Origin of the sequence: Alienimonas chondri (assembly GCF_013036045.1) — a bacterium.
GTDB lineage: Bacteria > Planctomycetota > Planctomycetia > Planctomycetales > Planctomycetaceae > Alienimonas > Alienimonas chondri.
Map to the genome: position 1 here is coordinate 1 of NZ_WTPX01000115.1, position 15,791 is coordinate 15,791.

Consider the following 15,791-nt stretch of genomic DNA (forward strand, 5'->3'; position numbering starts at 1 on the left):
AGTGACAGCCCAACGCCTTGGCGGCTTTGAGCCACTTTTCGTGGTTCTGAACCGACTTCTTGCGGGCCGCTTCGTCCGCGGCGCTCGCCGACCATCACCTCAAGGGCGAGAAGAAGGCCGACCGCCCCTTTGAGATCTCCCTCGCCCAGTGGTCCTTCCACAAGGCGCTGGGCGCCGGCGAGTTCACCAACCTCGAATTCCCGGCTCAGACCAAAGCGGTCGGCATCGACGCGGTCGAGTATGTCAATCGCTTCTTCAACGGCGACACCTCCGACGACTACCTCAAGAAGCTCAACGCCCGCTGCAAGGACGAGGGCGTCACCAGCGTCCTGATCATGGTCGACGGCGAGGGGCAGCTCGGCGCCGCGGACGAAGCGGCCCGCAAGAAGTCGGTTCAGAACCACGAAAAGTGGCTCAAAGCCGCCAAGGCGTTGGGCTGTCACTCGATCCGCGTGAACGCCGGCAGCAGCGGCACCTTCACGGAGCAGATGGAACGGGCCGCCGACGGCCTCCATCAGCTCTGCGAACTGGCCGACCCGTACGACCTGAACGTCATCGTGGAGAACCACGGCGGCCTCAGCTCCAACGCCGGCTGGCTCGCGGGCGTGATGGAACTGTGCGATCACCCCCGCGTCGGCACCCTGCCGGACTTCGGCAACTTCCGCATCAACGGCGAGCGGACCTTCGACCCGTACAAGGGCGTTCGCATCCTCACGCCCTACGCCAAGGGCATGTCCGCCAAGAGCTACGACTTCCCCGAAGCGGCCCCCTCCCCCGTCACCGAGGGCCGCGGGTTGAAGTTCGACCTGATTGAAATGTGCAAGATCGTCACCGACGCCGGCTATCACGGCCACATCGGCGTCGAGTACGAGGGCGGGAAGCTCAGCGAGCGGGACGGCATCATCCGCACCCGCGAGATCCTCGAAGCCGCTCGCGAGCAGCTCTCCGCGTGAGCGTCGCCGCGACCGCCCCGGCTCCCGTGTCCCCCGTTTCGTCGTCCGAACCGGCCCCGTCTCGCGCGGGGTCGGCGCCGGCCGACGTGCACGCCGCGGCGAAAGCGGACCGGCAGACCGCCGTCGATCGGTGGACCACCTGGGACGACCGCCTCGCCGCGGCCCGCGGGCTGACGTTCCTCGTTGCGCTCGGCCTGGCGATCGGCTGGGCGATGGGGTCGTGGACCGGCTGGTGGCTGCTGCTGCCGGCGATCGCGTTCGCAATTCTGTGTCTGGTTCATGACGGCGTCTCCGCGAAGCGTGCCTTCGCGGAGCGAGCCGTCACGCACCACGATCATGCCCGCCTGCGGATCGGCGGCGGGCTGGTGCCCGAGGCCGACTACGGCGCCGACCTGCTTCCCCCGGATCGCCCGCACGCCGCGGACCTCGATCTGTTCGGCGAGCACGGGCTGTTCCGTCGCCTCTCCTGCACCCGCACGGCGGGCGGTCGCGCCACGTTGGGCGGTTGGTTGCTCGCTCCCGCGGACCCGGTCGAGGTCGGCGCCCGGCAGGCCGCGGCGGATCGACTGGCGGACGACATTGCTCTGCGCGAACGCCTCGCGCTGCTGCCCGGCGATCCGCCGGCGCCGGCGGGGAATGCGGTCGCCGCCGTGCCCCCGCGGCGGGTGCCGCTCGGCGTGCGGATCGCGGCGGTCGCGTTGGGGGCGGCGGCGGTATTCGGGTTGGGCTGGTGGCTGATCGCCGGCGGATCGGTCGGCGTGCTGTTGGCCGCGGCCGGCGGTCAGGGGGCGCTGCAGTACGTCTTCCGCGACCGCGTCACGGCCGCCGCGGACTACTCCGAACGCACCGGGGGCGGGCTGACGTTGCTCTCCGGCGTGCTGGGACTGTTGGAACGCTGCGAGACGAACGCCCCCGCGGTCGCGGAGCTGCGTTCGACGCTGACGCACGACGGCGTCCTCGAACCGCCCTCGGCGGCGGTCGCCCGGTTGGCGTCGCTCGCCCGGCGACTGGAGACGAGCCGCAATAACCAGTTCGTCGCCCTCGCCTCCGCCGCGTTCGCCCTGCCGCTGTTCCACGCCCACGGCATCGCCCGCTGGGCGGAGACGCACGGCCCCCGGTTGGCCGAATGGTCCGCGGCCGCCGGCCGGTTCGAGGCGCTGCTGTCGCTGGCCCGCTGGTGCTTCGAACATCCCGCGTTCGTCCTCCCGACCTACAAAGACGGCCCCGCCCGGTTCCTCGCCGCGGGACTCGGGCACCCGCTGCTCCCGCAAACCGAGTGCGTCCGCAACGACGTGAGTCTGTCCGTCGGCGCCGCTTCCTCCCCGGACGTGGCTTCCGCCTCCGGCGCCGGCGTTCCGGCGCTGCTGCTGGTCAGCGGGTCGAACATGTCCGGCAAGAGCACGTTGCTGCGGGCGGTGGGGGTGAACGCGACCCTCGCCGGCGCCGGGGCGGTCGTGTGCGCGACCTCGCTCTCCCTCACGCCGTCCCGGGTTCGCTCGGTCATGCGGGTGACGGACAGTCTGGCCGACGGCAAAAGTCTGTTCTTCGAAAGCGTCCGCCGCCTCGCCGGCGTGCTGGACGATGCGAAAACGGACGGTCCGCCCGTGCTGTTCCTGCTCGACGAGATCCTGCAGGGCACGAACTCTGCGGACCGTCGCACCGGGGCCGAAGCGGTCGTGCGGACCCTGCTGGACCGCGGCGCCTTCGGTTTGGTGACGACGCACGATCTGGCCCTCACTGAGTTCGCGGACGACCTCGGCGATCGCGCCTCGAACGTGCACTTCCGCGATCAATTGTCCGACGGCCAGATGACGTTCGACCACCGCCTCCGCCCCGGCGTGGTCCCCCGTAGCAACGCCCTCGAACTGATGCGACTGGTCGGCATCGTCCCGCGGGAGGGATAACGGCAGTCGGCTCGGCGCGACCGTGAACCGATCAGACTGTGCACCGATTCCGGTTCGAAGCTGCAATCCGGAGAGAGTCTTCAACACCTGACCCGGAATTGATCGCGAGCGGGATTCAGCCCATTCCGGCGGCGGCGGCGTACATCACCAGCGAACCCGCGACGCCGAGGTTCAGCGAGTCGCTCCGCGGTCGCATCGGAATACGGACGGTCGCGTCGCAGGCCGCCGCCAATCGTTCGCTCAGGCCGGTCCGCTCGTCGCCCAAGGCGATCAGCGTGGACGGATGATAGGAGCGTCGGTCGAAGGGGATCGCGCCGTGGGAGTCGGTTCCGACAAGTTGCAGGCCGTGCCGTTCGACCCACCTGCGAAGCCGAGGAAGGTCGGTTCGCACGATCTGCTGCCGGAACAAAGCGTTCATCGAGGCCCGCACCGCCGCCGGATCGAACGGGTCGACCGTCCCCCCGCCGGCACCGTCGACGATCATGACGCCGCCGCCCCCGAGGGCCGCGGAGGTCCGCAGCAAGGTGCCGAGATTGCCGTGCGACCGAATGGATTCCAGCACCAACCAGAACAGGCCGTCGGCCGGGTCGACTTCCTCCACCGGAACGACGGCCTGCTCAACGATCGCCGCCACGCCGGACGCTCGCGGGGCGCTGGAGAGCGATCGAAACGCCTCCGGCGACAGCTTGACGGTCCGATCCCCCGCTCTCCGCCGATGCCGCACGAGCTTCTGAGCGACCGGAGAGGTGAGCAGTCGCGGGCAGTGTAGGATCGTTCGCAGCGTGGCGCCGGCGTCGACCGCGGCCACGAAGTGACCGACGCCCTCGATCACGAACAGCCCCCGTCGGTCTCGCTCATGACGAGCGCGGCGGAGCGTGAGGTAGTTTTTGAGAAGGTCTTCAGGCACCGCCTTCCCGACAGCCCAGGGCGTCGGACGGGGTGTAAGTACCGGAACGCCGGCACGGGCAAACGACAGTCGACTTCAAGAGAGCGTCGCGACGCGGGAGCGCGTCGGATCGAGACATGCGGAGCCGGAGGGCCCTCAGATGCGGACGAGATTGGACCGCGGTCGCCGCCCTGTCAACCAGTGAGGATGCGGAAGCCCGTTAGTCAGTCTCGATCGGGATGTCGGACGGGCCGACGGTCGTGGCGCCGTTTTCATGGCGGTCGAGGGCTGTCGAGGCGACGGCGTGGACGAATTCGTCGGCGCCGAAGTCAGACTGCTCGGTACGCCACAACAGGAGCAGACGATCGGCCGCCTTGCGACGCGCGGCGGACTCGAACGGAACGACATCGTCAGCCAACTCGAGCATTTTGATCTGATGAATCGCACCGTGAAATTGGTAATGCGGGGAGTGACGCACGCCCGGGGAGAAGGTGTTCACGCGACGCCAGTCGGGCGGGCCGTCGGCGCCGTCTCGGGCGCGGGAAACCCAGTTCTCTTCGATTTGTTCCCCGATCTGGCAGTACAGCAGATACCGAGTGCGGCGGATGCGGCCGCTGTTGAGATCGACTTCGTCATGCCAGCAGTTCAGCGGCGACCACCAGAAGAAGCCGCTGACGAGGAACAGAACCGTCAGTACCGGCGCGAGCACGGCGACGGCGATCCACTGGCGGCGTGTCTTCGGCAGCGGGAAACGCATGGAACGGCGATCCTCTGAACGGGCGACCGCTCGTCGGCGTTACGCGGCGGCGGCTTCGATCGCGGCGATGTCGATTTTGACCATCCCGTGCATCGCCTCTTGCGCCCGACGGGCGCGGTCTCGATCGGGATCGTTCAAGAGTTCCATCAAGCGGGTGGGGACGATCTGCCACGACAGCCCCCAGCGGTCCTGAATCCAGCCGCATTGGACCTCGGTCCCGCCGTCGGCCAACGCGGTCCAGAGGCGATCGACCTCGGCCTGCGTGTCGCACAGGATTTGAAAGGAGACGGCGTGGTTGAAGTTCACGCCGGGACCGCCGTTCAGGCCCAGATAACGCCGGCCGTCCAGCGTGAATTCGACCGTGAGCGCCGACCCGGCCGGTCCGCCGGGCGTGTCGGAGGGCGACTTCATCACCCGCTCGATCCGCGAGTCCGGCAATAGAGAAACGTAAAACTCCGCCGCCACTTCAGCGGCACCGTCGTACCAGAGGCAGGGAACGATGCGTTGCATAGGATTTTCCGGAAGGGGGGAACGACGGTTGGTCAGTGAGCTTCGGGTAGTGAATCGCCGAGTCCATGTCTGCCGGCGCCGCGGTCACCTATGTGTGAGGAACGCTTCAACCTCTGAATAATCGCCGGATTCCGCGATCCCTTTGGCTGTGGGCGTATTGAGGTACGCGGGATCAGGCCGAACGCCGATCCGCGTGAGATCCAGTCGGTCCGCGTCCCAGCAGCATTGAATCGTCGGGGCTGGGGAATGCCGGACGTCGGTGTGACGGTGACAGGCTTCAATTAGAGTGTCGAGTTGCTCGAGCGTAATCGGCAAGCGGCCCGTTGCGTGGAACTCCGCGGCCAAGCGCCCGCCGCGTTCGCCATGCTCTGGGTCGGACGAATCGTTCAGCCGCTGGGAGTCGTGGAACAGGGCGAACAACGCGACGACCTTCGCATCTCCGCCCTCCCTGGCCGCCAGGAAAAGTCCGTTCCGCTCCACCCGACGCCAGTGCCACAGGCCGTGGATGCCGGAGCCTTCATGCAACATGTGGGTCAGCACATCGCTGATGAGTTCCTCGTTCACGCTGGGGTGGGCGAAACTCATAACACCGGGCCGGAGGGGGGACCGAAGTATCGACTGTGAAGTCGCGAATGCTCGTGAAGCTCTTTAACGCTCTACGGCGCCGCCGTGCCCGCCAGCGTCGTCAGCAACCAGATGCCGACGCCGTAATATAAGACGACCCCCGTCACGTCCATCACCGCGGTGATGAGGGGGGTGCTCATCAGGGCGGGGTCGGCGCCGAGCTTTTTGCTGGCCAGCGGGAGCAGCGAGCCGCAGACGGTGCCCATGATGACCACCACGAACACCGTGCCGGCGACCATGACGCTCTCCGCGGCGCCCAGCGAGAACCAGAAATAGCCGCTGAGATAGCCGATCAGCGCCAATAACGCCCCCAGCGTGCCGCCGACTAATAACTCGCGGCCGGCGAGCTTCCACGGGCCGGCGCCCTGCTCGTTCAACGCGATCGCGCGAATAATTAACGCCGCGGACTGGCTGCCGGCGTTGCCGCCGCTGGCCAGCACCAGCGGGAGGAACAGCACCAGCCAGGTATATTCCTCGCTGACGCCCTCGAAACGCTGCAACACCTGCGCGGTCGCCAGCGCGACCAGCGACAGGAACATCAGCCACTTGCCCCGCTTCCAAGCCAGTTCCAGCACGCCGGTTTCGGAGTAGCTGTCGGCCAGCGGCTCGACGCCGCCCATCATCAGCACGTCCTCCTCCGCTTCCCGCTGGACGACGTCCATCGCGTCGTCGTGGGTCACGATGCCGACCAGCCGGTTCGCCTCGTCCACCACCGGCAAGGCCAGCAGGTCATAGCGCATCACCTGCCCGGCGACCTTCTCCTGGTCGTCGTCCACGCGGGCGCTGACCACGTCGCGACGCATCAACTCGCCGACCTGCCGTTCCGGCCGGGCCGTCACCAGATCCCGCAGGGAGACGAATCCGTCCAGCCGTCGATCCGGGCCGAGGACGTAGACGTAATACAGCGTTTCCGCGTCCGGCGCCTGCTTGCGGAGCGACTGCAGCGCCTCGGCGACGGTGGAGTCCTCGGAGAGGCTGGCGTACTCCGTGGTCATGATCGACCCGGCGGACTCCTCCGGGTACGCCAGCAACCGGCGGACGTCGGCCCGGTCGGCCTTCGCCATCAACGGCAGCAGGTTCTCGACGCGGACGGGATCGAGCCGGGAGAGCAGGTCGACGCGGTCGTCGCTGCTCATCTCCCCGACGATTTTACTGAGCCGCTCCTTGCCGATCGCGTCGACCAGCTCGACCTGCCGGTGCAGGCTGAGAAACTCAAAAATCTCGACCTGCCGCGGCAGCGAGCAGTGCGAGAGCACGCTCCAGACGGTGTCGTCTTCCAGGTCCGCCAGCACTTCGGCCAGGGCGGCGGGGTGCAGTTCCTCGCAGAAGGCCCGCAGCCCCTCGGCGTCGCCCTCTTCGATCATCAGGCGCAGGTCCGGCCCCAGCAGCGTGTTGATGACGGCGGCGGGCATCGGGGCGGGCTGCTAAAGAACAACGCCGAGACCCGACCGGGCCTCGGCGTTACCGGAGGAACAGAAAACGAAGTCCGCGACTCACCGCTTGGAGAACTGGAAGCTCTTGCGGGCCTTGGCGCGACCGTACTTCTTGCGTTCGACGGCCCGCTCGTCGCGGGTCAGGTAACCGCCGTGGTGCAGCAGGCCGTGGAGGTTGGGATCCTTCGCCTGCAGGGCACGGGCGATGCCCAACACGATGGCGCCGGTCTGGCCGGTGCTGCCGCCGCCTTCGACGCGAACCCACACGTCCACCTGGCCGGCCATCTCCGTGGTCTCCAACGGGGCGCGGGCGAGGGTGACGTCCCGCTCGAAGGAGAAGTAGTCGTCCAGGTCGCGGCCGTTCACGCTGAACTGGCCGGTGCCGTCGGTGATGCGAACGCGAGCGACGCTGGTCTTGCGGCGGCCGGTGCCCATCGCGGTGCCGAAGCGGTCGATGGACCCGCGGATCATGCTTTCCGGCGGCGGGGCGATGTCCTCGGGGGCGCGACCGCCGCCGAGGGTCAGGCCCATGTCCTCGGCGTAGTTCTCGCCGGTGGCTTCGGAACCCATCTCGTCGAGAGACGCGGCGCCGACCTCGGCGCCGGTGGTCCGGGCGTCCTCGCCCACGGCGGCCGCGTCGGCCGCGGCGAGGTCGCCGGTGCCGGCCGGCACCAGTTCGCCCTCGGGGGCGTCGCCGCCCGCATCGATCTGGATGTCGGAGGCGCCGGCGGTGGCTTCCGAGTCGACCGTGGCGGACTCGACCAGCGGAGCGGTCTGACCGCTCTCCGTGCCGTCGGAGTCCGAGGCGGTGATCGTCTCGTTGACCGGGTTATTCTCGTCGGTGCCGGGAACGTCCTCGGGGGTCGTCTCGCTGCTCGGCCCGGCCGGCACGCCGTCCATGGGCGCGGGGGAAGCCGCCGGCGTCTGGGACGGGGCGTCGGGATCGGGCTTGTCGGCGTCGGTCGGCATGGGCGAGAGGCCCGCACGGCGGGCGAGATCAGCGGGAGAGGAGCGGGTGGGCCGGCGGACGAACGCCGCGGGAGCGAATCAGGGAGCCGAAATCAGCGGGTGAAAACTACCGGGAGCGGTTCGGCATCAGATATTCGGGGAACTCTTTGGGCTGCTGAGCCTGATGGCCGTGATCCGGGCCGACGACCAGCTTGAGCTTCTTGAGCATATGCACGCCCAGCTTGTTCTTGGGCAGCATCCGGCGAACGGCCTCGTGCAGGATCATCTCCGGCTTGCGGGCGTGGATGCGCTCGGCGGTCTCCACGGTGCGGCCGCCGGGATAGCCGCTGTAGCGGTCGTACTCCTTCTGGAGCCACTTCTTGGAGAAGTGCGGGATGGATTCGTGCTCCATCTTCTTGCCGCCGAAGGCGACACGCTCCACGTTCGTCACGACGACGTAGTCGCCGTTATCCACGTGGGGGGTGTAGTTCGGCTTGTGCTTGCCCATCAGCACGGTCGCGATGCCGGTGGCGAGGCGACCGACGATCTGCCCGTCGGCGTCGACGGTCATCCACTGCGGGTCCGCAGCTTCCTTGGGAAGCTGGGTGCATTTCTGGAGAATGGGCATCGCCGCCACCTACCTAGGTTGCTTGACTACTGGCGCCGCCCGGGGCGGTGCAGAGAACGAGAGTCGCAAACTGCCCCGCACGGGACAGCCCGCCCCCATATCGCCGGCGGGGCGCCGACGACGGAGGGTCGGGCAAGATAGACGGCGATCGCCCGCGGTTCAACGCTGGCGCGTGCAACTGTTCTTACACTCGCGATCCGCCCTCCGCGAGCGTGCCGATCAGAGGAAGTTCACCAGCGACAGCTCGTTCGCCTGGGAGGTCAGCCGCAGCGTCGCTTCGTACGCCGTCTGCAAGGCGGTGATGCGAGTGAACACCTCCGCGAGATCCGCGTCCAGCACCAAAGACAGGTCCGCCCGCAGTTGCAATTCCTCATCGACCAACCGGGTCGTCTGCTCTGAAATCCGGCGATGACGGTTGCCGGCGGCGGCCCGCACGGTCGTCATCCGTTCCAGTTCTGAGTCCAGTTCGTCGCCGAGCGGGGTCAGCGCGCGGTCGTCTTCAGCCCGAAGGCCGGCCTCCAAGCGAGCCAGCAGATCCGGCAGGCCGCCGGTGCGGCGGGGATAGTCGATCGTCCCGGCAATCTCGTCCCCGGGCGCCGCCGGCCCGGGCGCGTCGGGACCCGCGAGGCCCAGTCCGACCGACAATTCCGACTCCGCGACCGACAGCGGCCCCGCGACCGCGGGCAGGACCGGAACCTGAGCGTCAGCCAGCGTGATGCCGTTGCCCACGTCACTCATTCGCGCTTCCAACACGCCGGGATCGACCGCGTTGATCGCGGCCAGCGCGTCGGCGATCGTCTCCGCCGCGGAGAGATCGACGTTCACGTCCGTGCCGTCGCGGCGGGTGATGACCAGCGGGCCGGGGCCGAACGGCGTGGGGCCGGTCGGGATGCCTTCGCCGCCGTTCAGTTCGTCCAGCCGGGTGGACTCCGGAAGGGTGGAGACGCCGAGGTTCGCCGCGGTCGTGCCGCCGTTCTCCCCGATGGAGAAGTCGACGCCGCTGACGCGACCGCGGATGTCGAAGCCGGTCGCGTCCTGCGAGATCTCCGCGTAGACGTGCACGTCGGCGGCTTTGGTTTGCAGGCGGATCGCTTCGAGGGCCTCGCCGACGGTCGTGGCGCCGGTCAGGTCGACGTTCGCCACCTCTTCCCCCTGCACGATCCGCAGTCCGGCGAGGTCCGCCCCCGCCCCGCCGTTGAGGGCCGACAGCGGGGTGAACTTCGTGACCCGCGGGGCGAGGGCGCCGCCGCTGAACACGCCGGGGACGACGGGCGCGGGGTTCGGCACGAGCCGCAGATCCCGCCCGGTGCGTCCGCCTTCCACATCGGCGACGGTGACCGACGCCGCTGGATCGCCGCCGGGGAGGACGGAGAACTCGATTCCCCCGGTCGTCGGCGACACGCCGACGGATAACCCCGGCGGACCGGCGCCGAACGCCGCCTCCAACCGCGTCTTCAAATCGCCCACCGTGCGGGCGCCGGCGAGATCGACCGTTTGCGAGGCGACGTTGCCGAGGCCGTCGTCGAGATTGACCGTCAACTCGCCCGGCACGACGCCCGCCCCGCCGTGCAGGTCCGCCAGCGGGGTGCCCAGCGTGAGGGCCGGCGCCAGGGGGCGGCTCTCCTCGGGGGTGAGAACGTTCAACGCGGCATGCCCGTTGACCGCGGTGTCGATCGGAGCGTGGTCGCCGATCAGCCCGGGGATCGAACCCAGGTCGCCGGTGTACAGCGTCCGCCCGGCGCCGAGGTCCACGAACGGCGTCTCCGTCGGGGCGCTGCCGGCGAACAGTGAGCGACCGCGGAAGGTGCGGTTCCCTTCGAGAATGATGCTTTGCCGCAGGGCGGCGACCTCCTCCGCCAACGCCTGCTTCTCCGCCGATCCGGCCTGCGAACCGATGCCGGTTTGCAGCAGACCGCGGGCCGTGCTGACGGCGTCGCCGAACGCCGCCAGCCCGGTGTCGGTCGCGGCGGCGTGGCTGTCCGCGACGGCGAGTTGCTCCTGCAACGCCTCGTTCCGTTCGATGCCGCGCTGCATCAAACCGGCCTTGATCGCGCCGCTGGGATCGTCGCTGCCCACGGCGATCTTCACGCCGGTCGCGGCCATGTCCTGATAGCGGATCGACTCCGCGTTCAGCTTGTTCAGCGAGGCGCCCAGTCGTTGGAACTGGTAGGTCTCCGGCACGCGGCCGGGCAGAATCGGGCTGACGGCCATGGCGTTCTTCTCCTTTCAGATCGACCGGGGACGGCGACGCTTCGCCGACGCGGGCGTCACAGGTTCAGCAGGGTGTCGAAAAGGGTGTCGGTAACGCTGATGACCCGGGCGCTGGCTTGGTACTGCCGTTGCAGTTCCATGATGCGGACCGCCTCTTCGTCGAGGCTGACGCCGCTGAACTGCTCCCGCTGGCTGGCCAGCGCGTCGCGATGCGAGGTGGCGGCTTCGGCGAGCGCCCGCTCCGCGGCGGCCCCGCGGCCCACGGCCCCGACGATCTCCGCGAAGCGATTGTCCAGCGTTTTGCCTTTCAAGTCCGCGTCGCGGGCGTGTTCCAACGGCCCGGCGAGCACGTCCGCGATCGCCAATGCATTCGAGTTGTCCGCCGGCCCCCCGCCCCGCCCCACGGCCAACAGGTTCGGGTTCGCCTTCAGCTCCGCCGACAGCCCGATGTCGCCGCTGCTCCGACCATCGAAGAAGTGATTCAGCCCCAGCCCGGCCAGCACGCCGGAGGTGTCGTCGGCGAAATGAAACTCCCGACCGGAGGCCGAGGTCATCCGCAATACGCCTTGCGAGTCGAGACCCGCGGAGAGGCCGTCCACCGCGTCCAGCGAGGCGACGAGGTCGTTCAGCGTCGTGTCGTTCGCCCCGAGGCCGTCGAGGTCGATCTCGATGCGGGTGTCGACCTCCGCCCCGGTCGCCGTATTGACCACGGTCAGGGTGAAGCCGCCGTGCTCCGGGGGGAACGGCAGTTCGTGATCGCCGACGGACGCCGCCAGCGACGCGGCCGGGTCGAACACCGTGCGGGCGGCGGTGACGTCCGTATGCCCCTCGGAACCGCGACCGCCGGCGTGCACGCGGTTGACCGCTTCGATCAGCCCGGCGGCGAGGGCGTCCAGATCGTCGAGGAACCCGCCGACCACCTCGTCCCCGCCCTTCAGCACCGCGCCCAGTTCGCCGCCGCCCTCCAATGAGGAGTTTGTCCGGCTCGTCCGCACCCGCGGAAACGGCAGGCGGTGCGGCGGGTTCTGAGGATCGACGTCCGGCGAGACCAGTTCGAGCTGCTGGGTCGATTCGCCCAGCAGCAGCCAGTCGTCGCCGCTGCGCAACTCGACGGTGCCGAACTTCGTTTCGCGGTATTCCAGCGGAACGATCTCCGAGAGCCGTTGCATCGCCGCGTAGCGCTGGTCGCGCAGCTGGCCGGCGTCGCTGTTGGATTGACGGCCCTTCTCGAGCGTCATGATGCGCTCGTTCAGGCCGCGCACCTCTTCGATCAGCTCGTTCGCCTCGCCGACGAGTTCGTTCGCCCGGGTATAGAGGTCGCCGTTGAGATCCGTGGCCCGCGAGTTCAGGCTGCGGAAGTCGGCGGCGAGCGCGGCGCCCTCGTCCAGCAACGCCTGGCGCAGCGGGGAGGAGGTCGGCTCCGCGACGACGGCCCCGACGGCGGCGGAGAAATCCGACAGCGAGGTCGACAGGTCGCCGTCGGTCAACTCGTTCAACACGCGTTCGAGTCCGGCGAACAACTCCGCCGTCGCCCCGCCGCCCGCCGCCCCGGTGGCCGCGGCGTGCAAACGGCTTTCGAGGTGCTTGTTGACCGACTGCCGCACGCCCGTCTGCGTGATGCCGGAGGTCAGCTGCAGCTCTTCCCGAGCGAACCCCGGCGTCGCCGCGTTCGCCAGGTTGTTCCCGGAGACCGCCAACCCCGTCGTGAACACGCCGAGCGCGCTGGCGCTGTTGGCGAGCGTCGCGTTGAGACTCATGCGATCGGCTTCAGGTTCGGGACGCGGCGGACGAGGAAAGTTGGCGAGCGGTGGGCGTCAGCCCTCCGCGTTCTCTGGAATGTCTCTGGAATGTACGGACCCGAAACGGCCTCACCCGGACAGGTTCAACAGCGCCCCGCCGGTGGCGGCGTCTCCGCCGCCGGTGGCGGCGTACGTCACGGAACGCGCCCCGCCGCGGGCGATTAGTTCCAACACCTCCCCGCACGCGGCGGCGGAGCGTCTCGCGGAGACCCAGCGGGGCCACAGCCGAGTCCGTGTCTCTTTCGCGGACTCCCGCAGACTCCCGACGCGAGAGACAAGCCCCGCGTGGCCGGCGACCAATTCCGCGATCGACGTCGTCCCCGTCCGTGCGAGCAGCGACGCCCGATCGGCGGCCAGCGATCGCAGCGCCTCGGTCGCGGCTTCGTACCGCTGGGCGGCGGCGTCCATCGCGGCGGCGTCCGCGGCCCGCCCGGCGTTCGCCAGCGCGGTTCCGGCGTGTTCCAATTCCCGTCGCCCGGCGTCAAGCTTCGACAGGAAGGCGGACACCCGCCCCTCGCCCACCGCGGACAGCGGATCGGGGCGAACCGACGAATCGGCGGGCGGGGCGGCGAAGGGGGCGTGAGGCGTCATCCCCCGTCGTTTCGACCGGCCCGGCCGGCGGGACCGCACCGACCGGCGCCTGCCCGCACGACCGTCACGATCGGACCCCAATTCTCCCCTCTCCCTCGGGGAGAGGGGTCGGGGGTGAGGGCGACGAGCCTTCGCCCACGACGTTCCGCGGAGCGAGCCTCCGGCTTTCTGACTTGGGAACGGCGGCGAGCGAACAGGCGATCGGGCGGTTTCAGCCCCCTCACCCCCGGCCCCTCTCCCCCAAAAGGGGGCGAGGGGAGCATGAACAGACGCTATTTCGTCCCGGTCTGGTTCCCGAACACTTCGTAGAGATCCTGGGTGATGGTCTTCCCGCTGGTCGCCGCCATGTCGTCGGCGATTTGGCCGTCGAGACGCTCGCGGAAGATTTTGTCCGCCTGCCCGTTGCCGAAGTACGGCGTATCGCCGGTGGAAGTCCGCAGCGACTTGAGCATCTCCCGAAACAGCGTGCCCGCGACGAACCCGTCGAAGGCCTCGCGCGTCGACAGATCCTCCGGCGGCTTCGCCGTCGGGGATTGAAGCTGGAACGTGGATGGCGGAAGGGAGGCGGCTTGCATGATTCGCTCCGTGAATCCGTGGGTTCGACGACTGTCTTTGGGGGCTCTCGCGTCACCTTCAGCTCCGTACCTTCCCCCCCGCTTATCCGTTCTCCACGAACTCCGCGTGCAGCTTCCCGCTGGCGTGCAACTCGCGGAGGATGTGGATGACGTCCGAGGTCGGCACGCGGAGTTGGTTGAGAGCCTTCAGCAGCGATTCCAACTGCGGCCGCGGGGTCGGTTCCGGCTCGCCGAGGGGGCTGAACCCGTTGGCGGGACGACCGCCGGCGGCCGCGGGGGGTGCGCCGACGTCGACGGTCAGCGTCTTGTGGGAGATCGCGACGGGGCTGAGTTCGACCTCGCCCGTCACCACGATCGTGCCGGTGCGGGCGTTGACGACCACCCGCGGGCGGCTCTCCGGGCGGTCCAGCGGTACGGCCAGCAGCAGCGCGGCGAACCGCACCGGATCCAGGTGGTAGGCCGGGGGGATTCGCACCTGAATCGCCGACGGTCCGGCCGCTTTGGCGACGTGGAAGCCGGCGCCGAAGTCGAACTCGCGGTTGACCGCCTGGGCGACCTCCGTGGCCGCCCCGAAGCCGGCGTGGGAGGCGTCCAATTGCAGCGTGACGAACGGTCCGCCGCTATCCCTGCCCACGAACGAGACGTTGAAGTCCTCTTCGAGGATCAGCCCGTTCGGCAGCGCCCCGGCGACCGGGGCGAGCGGATCTTGAATGACGATCGGTCCCGCGGCGACGCCGACGGCGATCTCGGCGCCGGCCTCGGCCAGCCGCAGCGGGGCGGCCAGCAGACGACCGCCGGCCAGGCTCGACGCGCCCATCGGGCTGGAGACGAAGCAGTTGAGCCGCTGCCCGCGGCGGGCGCCGGTCGCGGGAACGGTCGCCTCGATCAGCACGACGGCGACGTTCGAGGCGTCTTTCAGTTCGATCGGATCGAGGACCGGGGCGTCGTGCAATCGCAGGGCGGCGGAGAGCGCTCGCATCGCCGGCAAGTTCTTCCCGCCGTCGCCCGTGCCGTCCAGACCGACGACCAGCCCCAGCCCGGTGAGCCGGATCTCCTTCTGACCTTCAAGCGTGCAGACATGCTCCAACCGCACCCCGGCGCCCGCCGGGGCGGCGAGGAGGAGCAGCAGGAGAATACCAGCCCGATGCGCAAGCATCGGCCGTCGGCGCAGCCGAAGAACCGTGCCGGGGGTCGCCGGGCAAGGCACGGCCGACGCTTGCGCGACGGGTTGGTATCGGTCGGTGCGAATGCTCATCAGAACGGCCAGACCATGTCGATGATCCGCTCGCCCCACGCCCGGCGGGTGCTGTCGAAGATCTTGCCCTTCGATCGCTTGCTGATTTTCGTGTCAGCCATGTCTTCGCTGACCGCAGTCATGTCGCGATTCACCTTCTCCGCGGCGATGATCCCGGTGAGGGTGTATTCCCATACGTCGCGGTTGTTGACGATCTCCTTGCGGGCCTCCAGCACGACGTTGCCGTTGGGCAGCACGTCGACGACCGTCGCGGCGATGCGGTAGCGGACGGCTTCGGTGTCCAACCCGCTGCCCTGGTTCTGCTTCCGCACGCCGGCGCTCAGGTCGATGCTCGGCTCCCCGGTGGCGCTGAGGATCAGCCGACCGGTCGGATCGAGACGCACGAAGTCGTCGATGCTGGCTTCGATCGACGAACTCCGCCGGCGATCAAATCGGCTCTGCACGCTGACTTCGCTCTTCTCGTCCACCAGGACGGTGATGATGTCGTGTACCTGAATCGTGCGGGCTTCGGGCAGCGTGATGTGCGTTAGCGAGAGCGCCTGCATCGACAGCGGCGCCCGTCGCCCGCCGGGTCGCAGACCGACGAACGCCGGGCCGGACGCGGCGGCGTAGACAGACGGATCGCCGGCTGCCGCGGCCGCCGGAGCGGTCGCCGGGGGGAACTCGGGGGCGTTCGCGGCGGCGGGCGCCGGACTCGGCCCGACCGGGGCTTGGCCG

General features: G+C 69.0%; 15 protein-coding genes. 2 read left to right on the plus strand and 13 right to left on the minus strand.

Going from position 1 to position 15,791, the window contains the following annotated elements:
* Positions 1 to 59 precede the first annotated feature (59 nt).
* Together LzC2_RS15480 and LzC2_RS22615 are read left to right on the plus strand one after the other, a co-directional pair.
* Positions 60 to 953 (plus strand): sugar phosphate isomerase/epimerase family protein, encoded by an 894-nt coding sequence (locus LzC2_RS15480; protein ID WP_171188626.1) that lies wholly within the window; start codon positions 60 to 62, stop codon positions 951 to 953.
* Positions 950 to 2,857: a MutS-related protein gene (locus LzC2_RS22615; RefSeq protein WP_206678743.1), complete on the plus strand. Its 1,908-nt coding sequence runs from the start codon at positions 950 to 952 to the stop codon at positions 2,855 to 2,857. Before LzC2_RS15480 ends, LzC2_RS22615 begins: the two co-directional genes overlap by 4 nt.
* Positions 2,858 to 2,972: 115 nt before the next feature.
* Here the strand turns inward: LzC2_RS22615 and LzC2_RS22885 are convergent, their stop codons facing one another.
* The 13 genes from LzC2_RS22885 to LzC2_RS15550 form a co-directional block, all read right to left on the minus strand.
* Positions 2,973 to 3,764, minus strand: a complete 792-nt coding sequence (locus LzC2_RS22885) for a TrmH family RNA methyltransferase (protein WP_171188630.1) — start codon at positions 3,762 to 3,764, stop codon at positions 2,973 to 2,975.
* A gap of 199 nt (positions 3,765 to 3,963) precedes the next feature.
* On the minus strand, positions 3,964 to 4,500 hold the full coding sequence (locus LzC2_RS15495; RefSeq protein WP_171188632.1) for a hypothetical protein: 537 nt from the start codon (positions 4,498 to 4,500) through the stop codon (positions 3,964 to 3,966).
* 39 nt (positions 4,501 to 4,539) lie between these two features.
* On the minus strand, positions 4,540 to 5,010 hold the full coding sequence (locus LzC2_RS15500; protein ID WP_171188634.1) for a VOC family protein: 471 nt from the start codon (positions 5,008 to 5,010) through the stop codon (positions 4,540 to 4,542).
* A gap of 84 nt (positions 5,011 to 5,094) precedes the next feature.
* Positions 5,095 to 5,595, minus strand: a complete 501-nt coding sequence (locus LzC2_RS15505) for an HD domain-containing protein (protein ID WP_171188636.1) — start codon at positions 5,593 to 5,595, stop codon at positions 5,095 to 5,097.
* 71 nt (positions 5,596 to 5,666) lie between these two features.
* Entirely contained in the window at positions 5,667 to 7,046 is a 1,380-nt protein-coding gene (mgtE, locus tag LzC2_RS15510; protein WP_171188639.1) for a magnesium transporter, read from the minus strand.
* Positions 7,047 to 7,127: 81 nt separating this feature from the next.
* Positions 7,128 to 8,036, minus strand: coding sequence for a 30S ribosomal protein S9 (gene rpsI / locus LzC2_RS22975; protein WP_349771136.1), 909 nt, complete (start codon positions 8,034 to 8,036; stop codon positions 7,128 to 7,130).
* 106 nt (positions 8,037 to 8,142) lie between these two features.
* Positions 8,143 to 8,643 (minus strand): 50S ribosomal protein L13, encoded by a 501-nt coding sequence (rplM, locus tag LzC2_RS15520; RefSeq protein ID WP_171188641.1) that lies wholly within the window; start codon positions 8,641 to 8,643, stop codon positions 8,143 to 8,145.
* A 219-nt stretch (positions 8,644 to 8,862) separates the two neighbouring features.
* Positions 8,863 to 10,854, minus strand: a complete 1,992-nt coding sequence (locus LzC2_RS15525) for a flagellin N-terminal helical domain-containing protein (RefSeq protein WP_171188643.1) — start codon at positions 10,852 to 10,854, stop codon at positions 8,863 to 8,865.
* A 56-nt stretch (positions 10,855 to 10,910) separates the two neighbouring features.
* Positions 10,911 to 12,611 (minus strand): flagellar hook-associated protein FlgK, encoded by a 1,701-nt coding sequence (locus LzC2_RS15530; protein ID WP_171188644.1) that lies wholly within the window; start codon positions 12,609 to 12,611, stop codon positions 10,911 to 10,913.
* A gap of 111 nt (positions 12,612 to 12,722) precedes the next feature.
* Entirely contained in the window at positions 12,723 to 13,244 is a 522-nt protein-coding gene (locus tag LzC2_RS15535) for a hypothetical protein (protein WP_171188646.1), read from the minus strand.
* 272 nt (positions 13,245 to 13,516) lie between these two features.
* Positions 13,517 to 13,819 (minus strand): rod-binding protein, encoded by a 303-nt coding sequence (locus LzC2_RS15540; protein ID WP_171188648.1) that lies wholly within the window; start codon positions 13,817 to 13,819, stop codon positions 13,517 to 13,519.
* A gap of 82 nt (positions 13,820 to 13,901) precedes the next feature.
* The gene (locus LzC2_RS15545) at positions 13,902 to 14,975 is read right to left on the minus strand and encodes a flagellar basal body P-ring protein FlgI (RefSeq protein WP_171188650.1); all 1,074 of its coding nucleotides are present in this window, start codon (positions 14,973 to 14,975) and stop codon (positions 13,902 to 13,904) included.
* 98 nt (positions 14,976 to 15,073) lie between these two features.
* Positions 15,074 to 15,791 (minus strand): flagellar basal body L-ring protein FlgH (locus LzC2_RS15550; RefSeq protein ID WP_171188652.1); only part of this gene is annotated, 718 nt, incomplete at its 5' end.